Raw genomic sequence first — 18,273 nt, forward strand, 5'->3', positions numbered from 1 at the left:
TCAGTCCTTCACCAGGGCCCGGACGGCGGTGGCGTGAAGCCAGGCCGCTGCCTCGTCCGGGCCCCAGGTCGCGTCCTGAAGGACACGCGGCCAGGCGTACAGGCCGAAGAAGTACCAGAGCACGTCGGTGGCCCGCTCCCGGTCGACACCGAGCACGCCGAGCTGCTCCAGCCGCTCGGCGGCCGCGGCGAGGGCGGCACGGTAGGCCTCGACGGCCTCCGCCCGTAGCCGCTGAGCGACCGGCTCGTGCGAGGCGGTGTCGAGCAGCAGCGCGATGACGCTCGCGTGGCGGTGATAGGCCGCCCCGGTCCCCTCGGCGATGGCCAGCACGACTTCCGCGCCGGTCTCGGCCCGCGCGACCCGGTCGAGGCTCTCGGCGACCGCCGCGTCCTCCATGCCCCGGCGCACCAGCTGCTCCAGAAGAACCGGCTTGCCGCCGACGCTGGTGTAGACCGTGGCCACCGCCACCCCGGCCGCGGCCGCGATGTCGTTGATGGTGGCACCCGCGTACCCGCCCTCGGCGAAGCACCGCTGAGCCGCACTCAGAATCAGTTCCCGCGTCTCAGCCGCCGCCTGCGCGCGCCGCGTCCCTCGTGCCGTCGTCATGGGGGCCCTTTCTGTGCAGCTCATGCTAGCTGTTTCCTCGATCACAAGAACGGTATTCTGATGAACGTAAACATATGCTGATGACCATGAAGGTTCTCTTCTCAGCCGTGCCGTCCCAGGGCCACTTCTATCCACTGCTCCCCTTGGCTCGCGCCTTCGCCCGGCGCGGCGACCAGGTGGCCGTCCTCTCCGCCGCGGCGTTGGCACCGGACGTGGCCGCCGAGGGCTTCGAACACCTCCAGGCCGGCGCCGCCCCCGATGTCCTCTTCGTCGAAGCGGCCCGCCGCACCGGCACCGACGCCGCCGCCGGCACGTCACCGGCCGCGGTGGCCGAGTTCTTCGCCGGCGCCCGCCTGGACCTGGGCGGAGACGACGCGCTGGCACTGGCCCGGACCTGGCAGCCCGACCTGATCGTCAACGAGATGTTCGACCTGCTCGGCGTCTTCGTGGCGGCCGGCCTGGACGTCCCCCTGGCCACCGTCTCCACCGGGCCCGGCGCCCCACCGGAGTTCCTGGCCGCCATCGCCGCGAACGCCGCCCCGCGCTTCGAGTCCCGGGGGTTCGCCGCCCCCACCGAGCTCCCGGCCGGCCGCTGGCTCCTGGAAACCTGCCCACCCGGCCTGGGCGCCTCCCAGACCCCGACAAAGGCCGAGCGCTGGACCCTGCGCCCAGAGCCCCACCAGGGCCCGGCCGGCGCCGTTGAGCCCGTTCCCGTGGCCGTTCCCGGCCGGCCGCGTGTGCTGGTCACGCTGGGGTCGCACTTCGCCGCGCCGGACGTGGTCGGCAAGCTGCTGGACGACCTCACCGGCGGTGACGACCCGCTGGACGTCGACTTCCTCGCGACCACCCTGCCCGGCACGGACGCGAGCGCGGTCCCGCACAAGTCTCCGCACGCGACCGTCGTACCCTTCCAACCGCTCTCCCGCTTGCTGGAGGGGACCACGGCGGCGCTGATCCACGGTGGAGCCGGCACCACCCTGGGCAGCCTCGCCGCTGGCGTGCCCCTGGTGGTCTGGCCCCAGGGCGCGGACCAGCCGGTGCAGGCCGCCGCCGTGAACCACGCCGGCTGCGGCATCGGCCTCGCCCCCGGCCCGGTCGACCCGCGGGCGCTGCGCGAAGCCGTCCGCGCGGTCGTGACGGACCCCGCCTATGCCGCCGGGGCCGCGCGCATCCAGCAGCAGATCGCCGCGATGACCGCTCCCGACCGGATCGCCGCCGACCTCGCCGAGGCCCTGACGCGCCACTGATACTACGGTTGACGGCATACATCGTCGGCCGTAGTGTCGTGGTCGTGCAAGAACCCACTTTCCTCATCCTGACCGCGCTCGCAGCCCAGCCGCTGCACGGGTATGGGATCGTCCAGTCCGTCGCCGAGCTGTCCGAGGGCGACGTGAAGCTGCGCCCCGGCACGCTTTACGGCGCCCTCGACCGCCTCGACCAGCAGGGCCTGATCGCCGTCGACCGCGAAGAGGCGGTCAACGGCCGGCTGCGCCGCTACTACCGTCTCACCGACGGCGGCGCCGCCGCCCTGAGCGAGCAGGCCGACCGCCTGCGCCGCCGCTCGGCTGCGGTCGACCGCCAGCTCGCCCTCCGCCCCCACCCGGCCGGCGGTGCCGCATGAGCACACAGGACGGCTATCGAGCGCTGGGCGGCTACCGGGCGTTGCTGGCCGCATATCCGGCCCGGCTGCGCCGCAAGCACGGCCCCGAGCTCATCGAGACCCTGCTGGAGATGACCGCCCCCGGCGCGACTCCCACCCGGGCCGACCAGCGCCGCCTGGTGCTGGACGGTCTCCGCGAGCGCTTCCGCCCACCGGTCCGCCGCCCTCTGGCTTTGATCGCGGTCATCGCGTCCCTGCTGGTGGGCGGGGCTCTGGGCGCCGCCGCCGGCTCCTGGCTGGGCACTTTGGCGTACGCCTCTCTGCCCCAGCCCACGATGCTGGGCTTCGCCACCGGCTCGGTCGCGGACCACTACGTGTGGGGCGAGAGCCGGCTCGCGACCGCCACGGATCCCCGGCAGGCGACGGAGCAGACCCGGCAGAAACTGGCCACCGAGGGATGGGCGACCGGGCCGATCGTGACCGGGGACGGCTCGGACGGCATCCTGGCCAACGTCCACTTCGCCGCGGAGGCCGATGGCGTCCATCTGAACGTCTACGCCTATCCGTCGCTCGGCACCATCACGATCGCGGGCTGGCCGGCGCGCCCCGCTTCCTATGTGCCGCTGACGATCGCCGGAACACTGCTGGGCCTGCTGGCCGGCTGGCTCGCCGGTGTGGCGCTGGCCCACCGGGTGCGGGCCGCGCGCCGGCCTCTCCCGAGCACGGTTCTCATGACCGCCGGGCTGCTCCTGGTGATCCCGTCGGCCGTCGGCTTCGTCGCCTCGCTGGTGCGCTACCTGACCGTCGCCGAGCCCCTGGGCTCGGGCGAGTTGGTGCACGGCCATGGCTTCGCCTTCGGGCCCACGCTCCACCTGCTGCGCGCCTTCGACCTGGGCGAGGGCTGGGTCCTCACCCCCGGCGACCTCCAGCAGCTGCCTTTGTGGGGCTTCGCGCTGATCGCCGTGGCCGCGGGTCTCGCCCGCCCGAGAAGAGAGCCCGAGACCCGCGGAGTGACGGCCGCCTGAGAGGAGACAGGGCGACAGCCCTCCCAGCAGAGCCCGGGCGGCCGGTCATCCTCGGGGGGTGATGCGGTGGTTCGGGTGCCGACGTTGCATGTAAAGGCTGGGAGGGTGTCCTGTCGATCACGTGGGGGCTGGCGTGCGGATGCGTCCGGCTCGTCTCAATGGTGCTGTGGCCGGTCTCTTCGTGGTGGGCTCGTTCTGCTTTGCGGTGGGGTCGGTGCCGGGCTATGTCAGCGTGGTGGGGGACGACGCTGATGCTTTGACGTATTTCGTCGGGTCGCTTTTCTTCACGGCGGCGTCGTTTCTGCAACTGGTTCAGGCTCAGACGCCGGGTGGGGACGGCGCGCAGCGGCTGGTGATGTGGGGGCCACGGCCGCATGATCGCAACTGGCTGGCCGCGGCCTTTCAGTTTCCGGGGACGATTCTGTTCAATGTCAGCACGCTTGTCGCGCTGGCCCACAATCTGTCGGTTCAGCAGCAGGACCGGCACGTGTGGCGGCCCGACATGTTCGGGTCGACGCTGTTCATCATCTCCAGCGTCTTCGGGGTTCTCGCCGTCCGCGGGAGTCCAGCGCTGCCCCGGTGGATCGCCTGGCTCAACCTGAGCGGATCCGGCTTCTTCATGGCCGCGGCCCTGGCCGGCTACATCCTTCCCAGCTCCGGCGAAGTGCTCGACCTTCGGATCGACCTCGCCGGCACCCTGCTCGGCGCCCTCTGCTTCCTGATCGCCGCCGCGCTGCTGGTTCCCGCGCAGCGGCCCCGGCACGTCAAACCGCCCTTATCTGAGGAGAGCACATGACCGGCACGGCCGACGCCGCCCTGTACGGCAACCGATTCGCCACCCACGAAGTGCCGACCCGAGAGTTCCCGGCGGAAGGGATGACGGCGCAGGACGCCTTCCGTCTCGTCGCCGAAGACCTGGCGTTGGAGGGCGATCCGGCGCGGAACCTGGCCACCTTCGTGACGACCTGGATGGAGCCGGAGGCGCAGCGGATCATCGCTGAGAACCTGCACCGCAACTTCATCGACCACGCGGAGTATCCGCGGACGGCCGAGATCGAACAGCGGTGCATCCGGATGCTGGCCGACCTGTTCCACGCGCCGGGCGAGACCACCGGCGCGCGGACCCAGGGGTCGTCCGAGGCGATCATGCTGGGTGGGCTGTCACTCAAGTGGAACTGGCGCAAGCGCCGGGGCAACGCCCCGGCCGCCGTGCCCAACCTGGTCTTCGGCGGGGACGTGCACGTCGTGTGGGAGAAGTTCTGCCGCTACTTCGATGTGGAACCGCGGATCGTGCCGTTGCAGCCCGGCAAGTACACGATCGGGCCGGACGATGTGGAGCCGTTCATCGACGAGAACACGATCGGCGTCGCGGCCGTGCTGGGGACGACGTTCACCGGGCACAAGGACGACATCGCCGGGATCAACGAACTCCTGCTGCGGATCAAGAGCGAGCGCGGGCTGGACGTGCCGCTGCACGTGGACGGGGCCAGCGGTGGCTTCGTGTGGCCGTTCCTCTACCCGGACACGGCGTGGGACTTCCGGCTCGAACAGGTTCGGTCGATCAACGTGTCGGGACACAAGTTCGGGCTGGTCTATCCGGGCATCGGGTGGCTGATCTTCCGGGAGAGCGCCGACCTGGCCGATGAGCTGGTCTTCAAGGAAAACTACCTCGGCAAGACGGACTCGACCTTCACGCTGAACTTCTCGACCGGGTCGGCCATGGTGCTGGCCCAGTACTACAACCTGGTGCGCTACGGCCGGGCCGGATATGCGTACATCATGAAGAACATGCAGGTCAACGCCCGGGTGCTGGGCGAGAAACTGGCCAAGATGGGTCTGTTCGAGCTGATCGGGCCGGACGAGGAGCAGCTGCCGCTGGTGGCGTTCCGGCTGGCGAACCCCAACGGGTACGACGAGTTCGACCTGGCCTGGCAGTTGGCGGCCGAGCGGGGCTGGATGGTGCCGGCGTACACGCTCCCGCCGGACGCGCAGAACGTGACGATCATGCGCGCCCTGGTCAAGGAGACGATGAGCCGCGAGCACGTCGACACGCTGGCCCGCGACATCGAGGAGGCGTGCGCGACGCTGGCCAGGAAGGGCGGCGCGCACGAGACCGAACGGAAGAAGATGATCACCGGACCCGGCCACTGAAGGGTCAGCCAAGGGCTCGTGGTGACTGACGGCTGTCGGTGAGGCTGTCGGCGATGGCTCTCAGGGTGCTCTCGATGTCGGCGTCGGTCATGGAGGACCAGTTGGCCAGCATGTCGGTCAGGGCGGCCCGGAGGGACTCGAAGCGGCTCGGTGGCGGTGCCGGCTCGGCCAACTGGATCGACTCGAGGGCGGTTCGGGTGCCCATGACGACGAACTCGGCTGCCTGATGGCGTCCCTGTGAGATCAGGTTCAGCACCGCGTGCGGGACGTCGATGGCGTCGGCGATCAGGCTGACCACGGCCGGGGTGAGGGCTGTCTCGGCCGAGGTGGTCAGGGCCGGCTCGGCACGCTTCGTCGGGGGCAGGGCCTCGTTCGGCTCCGCGTCGGTGACGGGGTCGACCGTGGGGCCGGCCAGGGCGGGGACGGCGCTCTTGGTCGGGGGCAGGCCGACCTGCGTCTGCGCGCGCATGCCGATCACCGGCGTGGTCCGCTTGGTGGGTGCGGGCGGCCCCGACTTGCGGCCGACCGGTGTCCACTTCACCGCGGATACGGGAGTGGTGGTGGCGGCGGTGGCGCTCTTGGGCAGGGCCGGTGCTGTGGTCACCGTCTTGGGGTCCTTGGGCCGTCGGGCCCCGGAGATGTTCGGCATGGCTGCTCCCAACTAGTGAGCTTGATAGGTCAGAACTAGGCCTACGTTGTTCAGGGCGGCTCGGTCGCCGTCGAGGGTGAAGGACCACACGGCGCCGTCTCGGATGCTGAGGCCGGACGGGGCCACGAGGGTGCCCGGGGGGAGCGGCTCCCCGTCGAGCTGGAGGCGGGCCGGAACGCCGTCGGTCAGGTCGTAGGCGGTCAGAACGCCGGTGATGCGACGGCCGGCCATGTCGGGGAACATGTTTGTGGTGAACGGCAGCTCCAACGCTCCGCCGCCCACAAACGAAGCCCACTCCGCCGGGAAGTCGCGCGCCACGTCGAACAACCGGGCCGCCTGGTGCGGCTTCAGCATCGCCTTCACCGCCTCGGCGAACGACGCACCACCGGGCTCGGCCGTGTACCGCACGGTCAGCAGCACGTCGTACGGGGAAACGGCCGCCGCCGACAGCGACAACCTCCAGGCCGACACCGCGCCCGTCCCCTCGAACGGCAGGTACCGCTCGTCGTCGTACCGAAGCTCGAACATCCCGTTGTTCGACTGCCCCTGATCCACTTCGGACAGCACGATCTCCTGGCCACCGCGCCAGTCCCCGCGCACCGTCGACGGCGCCACTCCTTGAGGATCGAGCAGATGCCGTACGGCCGAAGGGTCTGTTGACAGGACCGTCTGATGGGAGAGCTGGGTGAGCGTCGCGTTCAGCGCGAGCACCTGCCCCTCCGCGTCCATGAAGGTGACCGCGATCGTGCGCAGCTGACGCCGGTAGTGGCCCGGGAAGTCGCGGTCGAACAGGTTTTCGGTGAGGGCGAACTCCCCCGAGGCGCTCGACCGCAGGCTCAGCAGGGCCACCGGGTCGAGCTCGCTCAGCCACACCTGCCGGGTGATCTCCAGGCCGCGGCCGCCGTCGTCCAGGTGGGCGCGGCCGAGGCGGTCGAGGTCGACGCTCAGCGCCGCCCCGGCCAGCAGGCCGTTGCGCCGGCTCTCCCAGTACGCGGGCGCGATGAACCGCTCCTGCGAGCCGTGCTCGAACTGGTAGGCCCGCTCCGCCGCCGTCGCCGTGTCGTAGGCGAGCTGGTACGCCTGGAAGTACAGGCTCGACATGCGCCCGGCCATCCACGTGTACAGCTCGCTGCTGGCGAACTTCGCGCGCAGGAAGGTGGCCACCTCGTCCAGGCCGGCGATCTCCCGCTCGGCGATCTCAGCTTCGCGCCGGGCGATCGTCACCTCCTCGCTCGCCCCCGCGATCTGGTGGTCGAGCTGGAGCACCTCGCTGCGGGCGGTGGCCGCCTGCAACGTCCAGTCCTGGGTGAGCCGCTCGTGCTGGGCCTGCCGGCCGAGCGCCTCGCCCATCATGCTGAACGCCTCGCCGAGCGACTCGCTGGTCTCGGCGAACTTGTCCAGTGACTCGCCGGCCTGCTCGCCGCCGGTCTCCGAGCCGAGGATGAACGGGCCGAGCGAGAACTGCGGGACGATGTGCGCCAGCGCCGACGCGCCCTTGAGCACGCCCGCCGACAGGTGCAGGTTGCCGGCGTGCCGCATGGCCTCGAGCTCGGCCGTCTCCAGCACGGTGAGCCCGGTCGCCAGCAGCGTCTCGTAGTGGGTGATCCGTTCGGCCGCGGCCGTCCGGTTCACCGTGAGCTGGGCCAGGTTCTGCTCGGCGGCGCGGATGTGTGCGAGCCGGATGTCGCGGCCCATGGCCCGGATCGCCTGCTCCTGGCGGCTTTGCAGCAGCGACAGTTCTTCGGCGCTGCCGCGTTCGAGCACGCTGAGCAGCTCGCCGCCGAACTGGGTGAGCCGGTCGGCCAGCTCCCGGGCCTGGCGGTGGACCGCGCCGAACCGCAGGTGGGGCACGGACGAGGCCGAGGCGGCGGCGATCTCGGCCGGGGCCGCGCCGTCGGCCACGCCGGCGACCAGGGCCGCCGCGTCCACCGGGGGCGCGAACAGCGGCAGCGAGCGGGCGACGCCGAGGATGTCCTGCGACGCCCGGATCTTGGCCAGGCGATCGTCGACCCGGTCCCAGTAGGCGGCGAACATCCGGTTCTCGCCGATGGTGAAGTACGGGTCGGCCAGCCCGGCGTGCACCTCGCCGGCGCCGGCCAGCAGAGTGCCGCCGCCGGTGAGGAAGCCGAGCACGTCCTGCTCGGTCAGCTCGGCCGCCGTGCGGGCCGGCAGCAGCCGGGTGGCCAGCCGCTCCGGGCGCTCGCCGAGCAGGTCGTGCGCCAGCACGTAGAGCATCCGGGCCTCGTCCACCGTCTCCGGCGTGAACTGCCGGAACAGCATGTCACCCCAGTCGAGGAGATTGTCGATGTACGCCATCACGACGGCCCGCCGATAGGCGACCGGCCGCAGCCCGGCGACGGCGTGCGGGTCGAACGGGTCGTCCTGGTAGGCCCGCATCAGGCTCTCCCGGTCGCCGACGGCGTCGAACAGCGTGCCGGCCTCGACGGCGAGCAGGGTCGCCTCGCGGAACCGCTCGATCGCCTCGCGCCGGGCCGGGGTGATCGTCTTGACGGCTAGCATCGCCCGTACGGCGTCGGCTATGTCTTTGTGTTTCGACGGGTCGGTGATCGTGACCAGGGCGGCCTGCTCGGCCGGGGTCCTCGGGTCGCGGCTCTGCGCCACCGCCGGGGCCAGGTCGCGCAGCGCGGTCAGCACCGGGTCGAGGGCGGTCTGTGTCTTGGTGGTGGACGATCCGGCCTTGCGGACGCGGGTGAGCAGTTCGGCCAGCCCGTCGGCCAGCTCGCCCGGGTCGACCGACAGGAACGGCAGGAACCGCCAGCAGGAGCGCGGGTCGGTGGGGTCGAAGACGTACTCGTACCAGCGCCTCGCGTCCTCGAAACGCTGGGCCTGGTTGAGCGCCTGCGCGATGAGCACCGGCGCGTGGAAGAAGATCTCCCAGTAGTAGAGGCCGTTGGCGCTGCGGAAGTCGAGATGCGAGCCGCTGGGCAGCCGGTCGTCGTCGACCAGCTCACCGGAGACCCGGATGGCGGTGACGTCGGCCGCGTCGACACTCAGCGGCACCTCGTCGGTCTCCTGGGTGCTCAGGTCGAGCAGGGCGTCCACCCCGCCGGAGAGCAGCTTGCGGTTGAGCTCGGACGCGGTGCCGGTGGTCAGGCGGACGATCTCGAAGGGCAGGCGGGACAGCTCGTACGGGCGGGGGACGTCCAGGGTGGTGTCGTGCTTGACGTAGGAGTCGGGTCCCAGGAAGAAGATGCCGGGCAGGGCCGCGGTGAAGGCCGGCAGCTCGGCCCAGGCCCCGGCCACCGCCGTGAAGGCGGGCAGCCGGTTCGGCTCGGTGGCCGCGCTGATCCGGCAGTAGTCCGCGCCGCTGAAGAGGTAGAGGTCGGTGCCGCGCGGGAACACGGTGTCGATGACGCGGGGCAGCTTGGCCGGGTAGCCGTCGTCGATCAGCGCGGGCACGGTGTCGCCGTCGAGCGTGTACCGCACGTACTCGTCACCGCGGCTCAGATAGAGCTTGCCGCCGCCCACCCAGGCCGCGTCGACGGCCTGGGAGGTGAGGATGGCGCTGGGCACGTGGATCGGCCGCGTCACGTCCCGGCCGCGGGGGAAGCTCTGCACGTACTCGTTGCCGTCGTTGTCGAAGTAATACCTGGTCTGGCCGCGCCGGGCGACCACGTCGAACCGCCGGTTGATGACGATGCCGTCGCCTCTCGGGGCGCCGAACGGGGCACCGCGTTCGCGCTGGTCCGGATGTGGGAAGCGCAGCGAGCGCCCGCTGCCGATGAAGAAGGTGGCGTCGTCGGTCACCAGCGCCGTGCGGAGTGTGAAGGGCTCGGCATCGTGCGTCCACAGCTCGGTCAGCGGCCGGAGGGTGGCCGGCGCCTCCGAGGTGACCCAGCGGTCGCCGGAGACGAAATACTCCACGCCGTCCGGGGTGGCGAAGGCGACGTCGATCCGGCCCAGATACGGGATCTGGTCGGGGTTTCCGTCGATGTCGCGGGGATAGCCGGGGTCGGGGCGCTCGAACGGGGTGCCGGTGAAGGCCACGTATTGCGTGCCGCTGAAGACGAAGGTGCGCTCGCCGCGGACCAGGACCGTGTCGACCACGCCGGGCGCGGTCAGCACCTGACGGGCCAAACCCCACCGTGGCGCTATCGGAGCCGTCTCCGAGCCGAGGCGCCACCTGTGTCCAGAATTATCGAAGAACATCCGACTGCCGCCGGGAAGGGCGACCGCCGCGTCGACCGCCGTCCACTCCGGACCGGGAGCGGGCAGGCCGTCCTCGTTGTCGACCAGGCGCAACTCGGGAGAGTCCTCCGGCGTCACGGTCACCGGGCGGCACAGGAAGCTGCCGCCCTTGTGGTCGACGCTGAACCAGGGCCACACGTCGGTGCCGGCGGGCGCGTCGAGGCGTACGACAGCGGCCGGGTCGACGGGATCGAGGAAGATCTGCGCGACCCGGTCGGCCGTGACGGCGTCCAGGTCGTCCTCCGCGTCCGCGGGCAGCTGGTCCGCGTACAACTCGGGATTGAGGTCGTAGAGCAGCCGCACGGGAGTCTCGGCCACCGTGTAGGTGCACGAGGCCAGCACCGACATGCGGCCGGTGTCGGCTTTCATCCGGGGCAGGACCAGCAGCCGTACGCCGGAAATCGTCCCCTCGTGCAGCGGGCTGTCGCCGAGCGTCTGCTCCGGCACCCATCCGCCGGTCAGGTCCTGGAACGAGTAACGGATCCGGACCCGCTGGGTGGCCTTGGCGTCGACGACGGTCTCGGTGATGGTCCAGAAGACGAAGACCCGCCCGAACGCGTGCACCGGATGCACCCGGTCGGCGTCGATGCGCACCCCCACCGGCTGCCACGGCTCCCAGGTCGCGGCCAGGTTCATCCGGCTGCCGAACTCGGCCCGGCGGTGGTAGTAGCGGCGCGGATCGGTCTTGGTGCGCCCGAACAGGATGAGCCGGCGCGGCCCGTCCACGAGCTGGTCCTTGGTGTAGACGTAGCCGCCGGCGATGGTGAGCCGGGAGACCTCGGTGTACTCGTCCAGATAGCGGCGATAGGCCCGGTCCACCGTCTCGGCCGTGATCTCCCCCTGGAGCAGGTCGCTCTCCAGGGCCTTGAAGGCGGGCGTACGGGCGGTGCGCAGCTCCGGGCGCAGGTAGTTCTCCGGGTAGAGGAAGACGGCCCGGTTGGCCTCCCACAGCCGGTAGGCCCGCATCCACGACCACCACTGCCGGATCCGCTCCCGGGTTTCCTCGTCGGAGGAGGGGTCCTCCAGGTTGAGCAGATAGCGGTGCAGGTAGAGCTGGACGGCCCCGATGCCCTCGCGGACCCGGGAGGTGACCTGCCCGCCGCCGGCCTGCACGTCGATCAGGAACCGGGCGAACAGCTCGTCCGGGCTGCCGCTCGCCGCCACCAGCGCGTCCCGGAGGGCCACGTTCAGCTCGTCGTGGAGGCGCTCGGTCAGCTCCTCGGTCAGGTAGGCGCCGTCGTGCAGCTTCGACGGGGCGACGCCGGTCCGCCGGGCCAGCGCGAAGATCCCGGCGGCGTGGGCCAGGAACTCCAGCTCCAGGCGATCGGTGTCATCGGCGAAGCGGGAGACGCGGCGGCACCAGCGCAGCTCGCCGGCGTCCCAGCCGAGCGCCTCGGCCACGTACGCGTAAGGGTCTTCCAGGGGTGGCGCATCGGGCGTGAAGGCGGGGCCGAGCCCGAGCGCGCGGTAGGAGGCGATCAGCCGCAGGTCGCTCAGCCGGTAGTCGGCGGTGTCGGCGAAGCGGTCGGCCACACGCTGCGGGAACGTGCGGTCCATCGCCGCATACCCGTCGCTGTAGCGCGCATAGCGGTCGCCGTGGACGAGGTAGGTGCGGCCGCGCAGGGTGAACGCGCCGTCCACGCGGTCGCTGAACTCCCAGTCCCCGGCGATCGGGCGCGGATAGCCGTCCTCGACCACATCCAGCTCGCCCAGCGGGTAGCGGACGTACTGGGTGCCGCTGAACGCGTACAGATCACCCGTCGGCGCGACGAAGGCGGCCTGCAAGCCGGTCTCGCGGAAGTCGTCGCGGGGCACGCCCCACGCGCCGGCCAGCGGCGCCACGGTGTTGTCGCGCGCGTACTGGCCGCCGGCGAACAGATAGGTGTCGCCGCCGCCCGGCGCCTGGAAGGCGGCGTCGATCTGGTGCCGGAAGCCGGGCGGCAGGCCGGGCAGGGCGGCGGCCAGCGTCAGCGGAAAGCCCTCGTCGACGTGTGAGTAGTCGTCGCCGGTGTAGCGGATCGCCTGGTCACCGCTGAACAGATACGTGTGCTCGGCGGTGACCAGCGCCGCGTCCACGCGACCCCGCTCGGCCACGGTGTTCCGGGCCCGCCCGAGACGGCGTACGTCAAAGGTCGTGGTCTGGTCTTGCGAAAGCACATGGCAGGCGTCGGCGGCGAACAGGTAGACGTTGCGGTCGTTGCTCACGACGGCGTCGATGTGGCCGGCCAGCTCGTCCAGGGCGTCCATCGGCAGCGCGGCGAACGGCGGCTCCTCGCGCAGATGATCGGCGATCGACCGCGGATAGCCGGGGTCGGTCCAGCGGTAGTCACTGGTGCTGTAGCGGCAGTACTGGCCGCCCGCGAACAGATAGGTGATCCCGTCGTGCGCGAACGCGGCGTCGATCCGCGTGAAGTCGTTTCCGGTCAGGCCCCAGTGGTCGCGGACCGGGCGGCGCTCGGCGAACACGCCGCCGGAGAAGCGGGTGAAGTCGGTGCCGAAGAAGAAGTACGTGGCCCCGTCGCGCCCGGTGAACGCGGTCCGCAGATCGCCGGTCGCGCCGATGCCGCGCCAGATGCGGGCCAGCGGCCGCGGCGCCGCCCACGTCCCGCTCGCCTCCTCGAAGGTGAGGCAGGTGTCGCCGATCAGCGCCAGCAGGTGCTCGCCGTTGGCCAGCACGGCGTCGGGCATGGTGAACCCGTCCGGCAGATAGTCGGGCGGGATGCCCCAGAAGTCGGCCCCGGCCATCTGCGGGAAGCCTTCGTCGGGCTCGTCGAGCTCCTTGCCGGAGTAGACGACGTAGCGACCGGACGGCTCGAACAGATAGGTGACGCCGTCGTAGACATAGGCGAGCGCGACCTCGGTCAGCCCGGCGAAATGATCGGAGATCAAAAACGGTCCTTTGACGTACGCGCCGGCGTAGTCCAGCCCGTCGTAGACCACGAACTGGTCGCCGCTGAAGACGTACGTGCGCCCGTCGGCCGCCACGAACCCGGCGTCGACGGCGCTCTCGTGCCACAGATTGTTGCGCGGCCGTCCCCACTCCTCGGCCAGCGGATAGGCGGCCTCGGCCGCGCTGTTCCAGCAGTTCGGGCCCTTGAAGATGTACGTGGTGCCGTCCGTGCCGTGCAGCACGGCGTCGATCTCGACGCGGTACTCGCCCGGCATCCCCCACAGTTGCCGCGGCTCCCGCGTGACCGACTCGACCAGGCCGCCCTCGATCGAGGTGTAGCGGCGCCAGCCGTAGTAGCCCAGCGAGAACAGCGCCCCGTCGTCGATGACCGCGCAGGCCGGCGTCTCGGCCATGACATTGTCGTAGCGCCGGTGCCGCGCCGTCGACACCACGTGGCAGTCGTCGCCGCTGATCAGGTAGACGTTGCCGCGGTCGGCGAAGGCGGCGTCGATCGTCTCCGGCGCCTCGAGCAGACCGGTCAGGCGCGGCTCCTCCGGCAGGCCGTCCAGCCGGCGCGGATAGCCGAGATCGACGACCCGGGCGTCGCCGGTGTAGCGGACGAACTGGTCGCCCGAGAAGAGGTACGTGTGCTCGCCCACGACCAGCGTGGCGTCCACCTGGCCGGTGCGTGCGAGGTGGTTGACCACAGTGCCCCAGAAGCCGGTGGTCGGTGCCGGGTAACGGTCGTCGAGCCGGTCGGACGAGTAGCGCGCGTAGTCGCTGCCGGCGAAGAAGTACGTGCGGCCGTCGATGCCGGTGCACGCGGCGCTCAGGGTCTCGAAGGGCAGGTCGTCCCACTGCTCGGCCAGCGGGCGCGGCGGCGTCCACCAGCGGCGCCGGCCGTCGAAGGTCGACACGGTGCCGCCGGTGACCAGGTGGACGCGGCCGTCGCCGGTGGTGAAGACGGCGGCGCCGCGCGACGGCAGCGGCGGGTTCCACCAGCTCTCGTCGAGCGGGCGCGGATAGCCGGGGTCTGGTTCGCCGTACTCGCGCCTGGAGTAGCGCACGTGGAAGCCGTCGGCGCCGGGATCGCAGCTCACCTCGAGGTGCTTCTCGGTGCGGGTGACCGTGAGGCGCACTCCCCCGGTGGTCGTCAGCTGCCAGGGTGCGCTCACCGTCGTACCACCCAAGCCATGCTCTTCTAAAAGGCCGAGCAGCCGGCCAGGCAGACGCCCGGCCTCCAGCTCCGCCTCCACGTCCGGGTCCTTGGGAGTACGGAATAGCAGGCCGCCCTCGCCGAACAGATGGGTGGCGCCGTCCATCGTGAAGGCGGCGGTGACCCGGCGCAGCCCTCCCCAATCGGTCACGGCGCGCGGATAGCCGGAGTCGACAGCGGTGTAATCGGCGGCCGAATAGCGCACGTAATGGTCGCCGCTGAACAGGTAGGTGCGCCCGTCCAGCCCGGTCAGGGCGGCGTCCACCTTGCCGCCGGGCAGGATCGGAATGAGCTTGCCCCAGCGCTCGGCGGTCGGCGCCGCGCTCGGCCCGTCCGGCTCCAGCGCGATGGTGCGGCCCTGCTTGAACAGGTGCACCACGCCCGCGGTGTCGGCGAAGGCCGCCTCGACGCCGCTGTCGAACCCGCCGGGCAGCTCGGTGCCGATCCGGCGCGGATAACCGTCGTCGGCGCCCAGATCGTCGTTCTCCACGCAGTTGCTCTGCCGGATCACCTGGTCGCCGGCGAGGAGATACAGGGACGAGCCTTTGACGTACGCGGCGTCGAAGCGCTCCGGCTGCGGCACGCGACCCCAGACGCCGGCGATCGGCCGCTCGACCGGCGTCCGGGCGCCGCCGACCGCGACGAAGGTCTCGCCGGCGAACAGATAGGTGACGCCGTCGTGGCCGCGGAACGCGGCGTCCAGCGCGCCCTGGAAGCGGGGCGGCAGCGGCACGCCGTGCACGTCACCCTCCCACCACTGACCGATCAGGCGCGGATAGCCGGGATCGACCTGGGTGTAGTCCGGACCGGAGTAGCGGACGTAGTGCTCGCCGCAGAACAGGTAGGCCCGGCCGGCCTCGTCGACGAAGGCGGCGTCGATGCGGGCGGCCTCGGCGAAGACGTTGCGGACCTTGCCCCACTCCTGGGTGCGCCGGGCCCAACGGGTGTGGCCCGGGCCCCGGGTGAAGGTGGACGAGACGCCGTCGCGGTCGCGACCGGCGATCCAGCTGGTGCCGCCGGGGTCGGTGAAGGCGGCGTCCACCGAGACCAACGCGCCGACGAGGTCGGACAGCGGGCGGGAGACAGCCGACGGGAGGGTCCAGTAGCGGTCGCCGCGGAAGAGCAGGGTGGGCTCGCCGTCCCGCTCGAGGATCGCGTCGATGCCGTCGGCACCGGGCGGCAGGGCCAGCGGTTCGGCGTACGACTCCCGCAGATCCTGGTCGTGGAAGGCGACGGCGATGTCGGCCGGTTGCAGTCCGAGCCGGGCGGCCAGCACGGCGAAACCGCGGAAGCGGCGCATGGTGACCGGATCGGCGGGATCGCCGGCGACGCCGGCCCAGATCGCCTCGGCGGAGGCGGCGGAAATCCCGTACGCGTCCTGCAACGCCGAGAAAAGCGTGTCCCGCTGCGTGGCCTCCCAGGCCGCGAGCGTCGCGGTGATCTCGTCGACGGCGGCGACCGTCTGGACGGCGGCCGCGTGCAGCAGCAGGAAGACCTCGCGGCTGAAGTCGCCGAGCTCGGGCACGACGAAGTCGTTGACGTGGTGGGCGCGGCCGAACCACTCGAGCAGCTCCTGCGGGACCATCAGCTGCTCGGTGAGGTAGCCGGCGTCGATCAGGAGCTGGGCCGGCACGACGTCCGGGTCGGCCCGGTAGGGTGCGCCGTCGGCGGCGATGGTGGCCAGGCGCAGGGCGATCTGCGCGTTCTCCCCGTCGGTGAACTCGCCGCCGTCGAGGGCGCGGCGGGCCGCCTCGGCGTCGGCCAGATCGCGGAAGTCGTCGACGGTCAGCGCGGACATCTCGGCCCGCGCCCGGATCACCTGGCCCTGCACGGCGTCGAGCAGCTCCCGCCGCATCGGGTGGAAGCGCACGTCCACGGTGAACTCGGCCGGGGTGAGCTCCAGCAGCCCGGCCGGGTCGCGGTAAGCGTAGTCGTCGTCCAGATGGCCGTTGAACTGGAGGCTGCGCAGGAGTGTGTCCCAGTCCTCGGCGTCGCCGATGAGCGAGGCGAACTCGACCGGGTCGAGCGGGATCACGGCCTGGGCGAAGGCTTCGGACCGCTCACGGAGGATGTCGTGCACGTGCTCGGCCAGGCCGGAGAGGTCGGCGTTTGTCTGTTCCAGCTCCGCTCGCAGAATCCGGCCATCGGTGTCCACGTACCCGTTGAAGATCAAGTTGTCGTAGAGCTCGGCCCGGCCGGCGTCGTCCAGCCCGTCCAGGGCGCGCAGATCCGACAGGAAGCACGTCGGGAGGTCGTCCTGCTCCCACAGATCGGCCAGCAGCCAGGCCAGGCTGTGCGTCCACGCGGTGAAATCACCGGCGAGCACGGGTTCCTCTTCGGTCAGCGGGATGCCGTCGGCGTCCAGGTAACCGCGCAGCACCAGGTTCGTGTAGATCTTCGTGGCGAGCCGCTCGTCCAGCCCGATCCCGAGCAGGTCGTCGGCCGCCACCACCGGCAGCTCGCCGAGGACCTCGTAAGGGCTGAACTCGGGCAGCACGTCGTGGATCACCTGGGCGGCGCGGGGCCCGAACCGCTCGGACACGAAGATCTCGGCCTCGGGCCAGGCCTCACCGGGCGCCTCGAACGGCTCCACGTCGCCGGAATGGCGGCCGGCGCCGAGCACCATCAGCAGGTCGTCGGTCGTCAGCCCCGTCTCACCCAGCCACCGGGCCAGCCTCACCAACGACAGGACCTTTTCCGGGCTTGTGTACGGATCATCGCCGCCGCCGGCCTCGATCAGGTCGAAAAGCTCGTCGACGCTGACGCCGAGCGCATCGGTGAGCACCCCGACCCGCGACAACTGGGCCGGCGTCAGCGTTCCGTCGTAGCGCTCCGCGGCCGCGGCCTTCTCCGCGTCGGTCAGCGCGCCTTCAACCAGCGCCACCGCGCTTCCGACCGGCGCCACCGCGCTTCCGACCGGCGCTTCCGTGCTTTCCACCAGCGACACGACGGTCTCCAGCGGCCGGTCGAGCTCGCGCCGCAAGTCCAGCAGCTCCGCGATGATCCTTATCGCCGCGGCGTCGATCCGGTTGCCGCAGCAGGAGCGGAGCACGAGATCGAGCTCGGCGAAGGTCAGACCGGTCCCCCGGGCCAGCCGCACGAAACGGTGCGCCCGCTCGAACCACGCGGCCGTGCGCGGCGTCCCCCCGATCACGCTCAGCAGCGTCTCGGTCTCGGCCTGGGTCACGCCGAGCGCGGCCCGTTCCTCCAATTCAGCGTACGGATCGCCGTCCGCCGACTCGACACCCAGGCACTCCCGCAGCCGCGCGCCGTCGGCCAACTCGGTCGTGATGAGCGCCGCCTGTTTCTCGGTGAGCCCGAGCGCCGCCCGCGCCAGCACATCCGCGTCAGGCTGGTCCGCGAACGCCTGATAGACCTCCGCCCGGCCGGTGCCGAGCCGCCGCAACGCGATGCCGTCCCGCGCGTGCTCCAAGGAGAACGGCAACGACAGCGGATGCACCATCTCCGCCAGGTTCTTCCCGCGCGCGGCCAGATCCGCCGCCAGCACCTCGTTGACGATGTCGAGATAGGGCACCTCGGCCGTGGTGTGCTCGGCGTCGAGCGGCACCCCGCGCAGATCCGCGCGCCGCCGCCCGATCCCCTCCCCACCGAGCCGCAGAAGATCGGCCAGATAGGCCGCCGGCGAACAGACCGACCGGGCGTCGTCCCCTTGCCGGAAGTCGAGATCGCCGAACAACTGCTGATAACTGGGCAGAGAACTCATGCGCGCGCTCCCCCTACGACAACCGGGCAATCAATTAGCGCCAATATCATTCCGGCGGCCCGCACCCGGTCGAGGAATGGCCAAGAATCAGCCGCAGCCTATCCGTCCATTGTGATCGTTCGATTCCACCGATCAATCGATGTCACGGGGAACGCGCGCTCCGATCGCCGCCATCAGACGAAATATGATGGTATGGCAAATCG

At 71.1% G+C, this 18,273-nt stretch carries 8 protein-coding genes; 5 read left to right on the forward strand and 3 right to left on the reverse strand.

The window, feature by feature from the left end:
* A complete protein-coding gene (locus tag CRP55_RS15270) occupies positions 1–606 on the reverse strand; it encodes a TetR/AcrR family transcriptional regulator (RefSeq protein ID WP_179855177.1) in 606 nt (201 codons plus the stop codon).
* 86 nt (positions 607–692) lie between these two features.
* Between CRP55_RS15270 and CRP55_RS15275 the strand changes: the two genes are divergently transcribed.
* The 5 genes from CRP55_RS15275 to gad all read left to right on the forward strand — a co-directional run bounded on the left by CRP55_RS15275 (position 693) and on the right by gad (position 5,382).
* Positions 693–1,853: a glycosyltransferase gene (locus CRP55_RS15275; protein WP_143234626.1), complete on the forward strand. Its 1,161-nt coding sequence runs from the start codon at positions 693–695 to the stop codon at positions 1,851–1,853.
* 44 nt (positions 1,854–1,897) lie between these two features.
* Positions 1,898–2,227: a PadR family transcriptional regulator gene (locus tag CRP55_RS15280; protein ID WP_097320754.1), complete on the forward strand. Its 330-nt coding sequence runs from the start codon at positions 1,898–1,900 to the stop codon at positions 2,225–2,227.
* Entirely contained in the window at positions 2,224–3,231 is a 1,008-nt protein-coding gene (locus CRP55_RS15285; protein WP_097320552.1) for a hypothetical protein, read from the forward strand. The genes CRP55_RS15280 and CRP55_RS15285 overlap by 4 nt, the downstream gene beginning before the upstream one ends.
* Before the next feature lie 166 nt (positions 3,232–3,397).
* Positions 3,398–4,027, forward strand: a complete 630-nt coding sequence (locus CRP55_RS15290) for a hypothetical protein (RefSeq protein ID WP_218854482.1) — start codon at positions 3,398–3,400, stop codon at positions 4,025–4,027.
* Positions 4,024–5,382 (forward strand): glutamate decarboxylase, encoded by a 1,359-nt coding sequence (gene gad / locus CRP55_RS15295; protein ID WP_097320554.1) that lies wholly within the window; start codon positions 4,024–4,026, stop codon positions 5,380–5,382. The genes CRP55_RS15290 and gad overlap by 4 nt, the downstream gene beginning before the upstream one ends.
* 4 nt (positions 5,383–5,386) lie before the next feature.
* On the opposite strand, the gene CRP55_RS15300 is transcribed toward gad, so the two are convergent.
* Positions 5,387–6,031: a hypothetical protein gene (locus CRP55_RS15300; RefSeq protein WP_097320555.1), complete on the reverse strand. Its 645-nt coding sequence runs from the start codon at positions 6,029–6,031 to the stop codon at positions 5,387–5,389.
* Positions 6,032–6,043: 12 nt separating this feature from the next.
* Entirely contained in the window at positions 6,044–18,070 is a 12,027-nt protein-coding gene (locus tag CRP55_RS15305) for a hemopexin repeat-containing protein (protein WP_143234628.1), read from the reverse strand.
* Positions 18,071–18,273 lie beyond the last annotated feature (203 nt).

Source organism: Paractinoplanes atraurantiacus (assembly GCF_900215205.1).
Lineage (GTDB): Bacteria > Actinomycetota > Actinomycetes > Mycobacteriales > Micromonosporaceae > Actinoplanes > Actinoplanes atraurantiacus.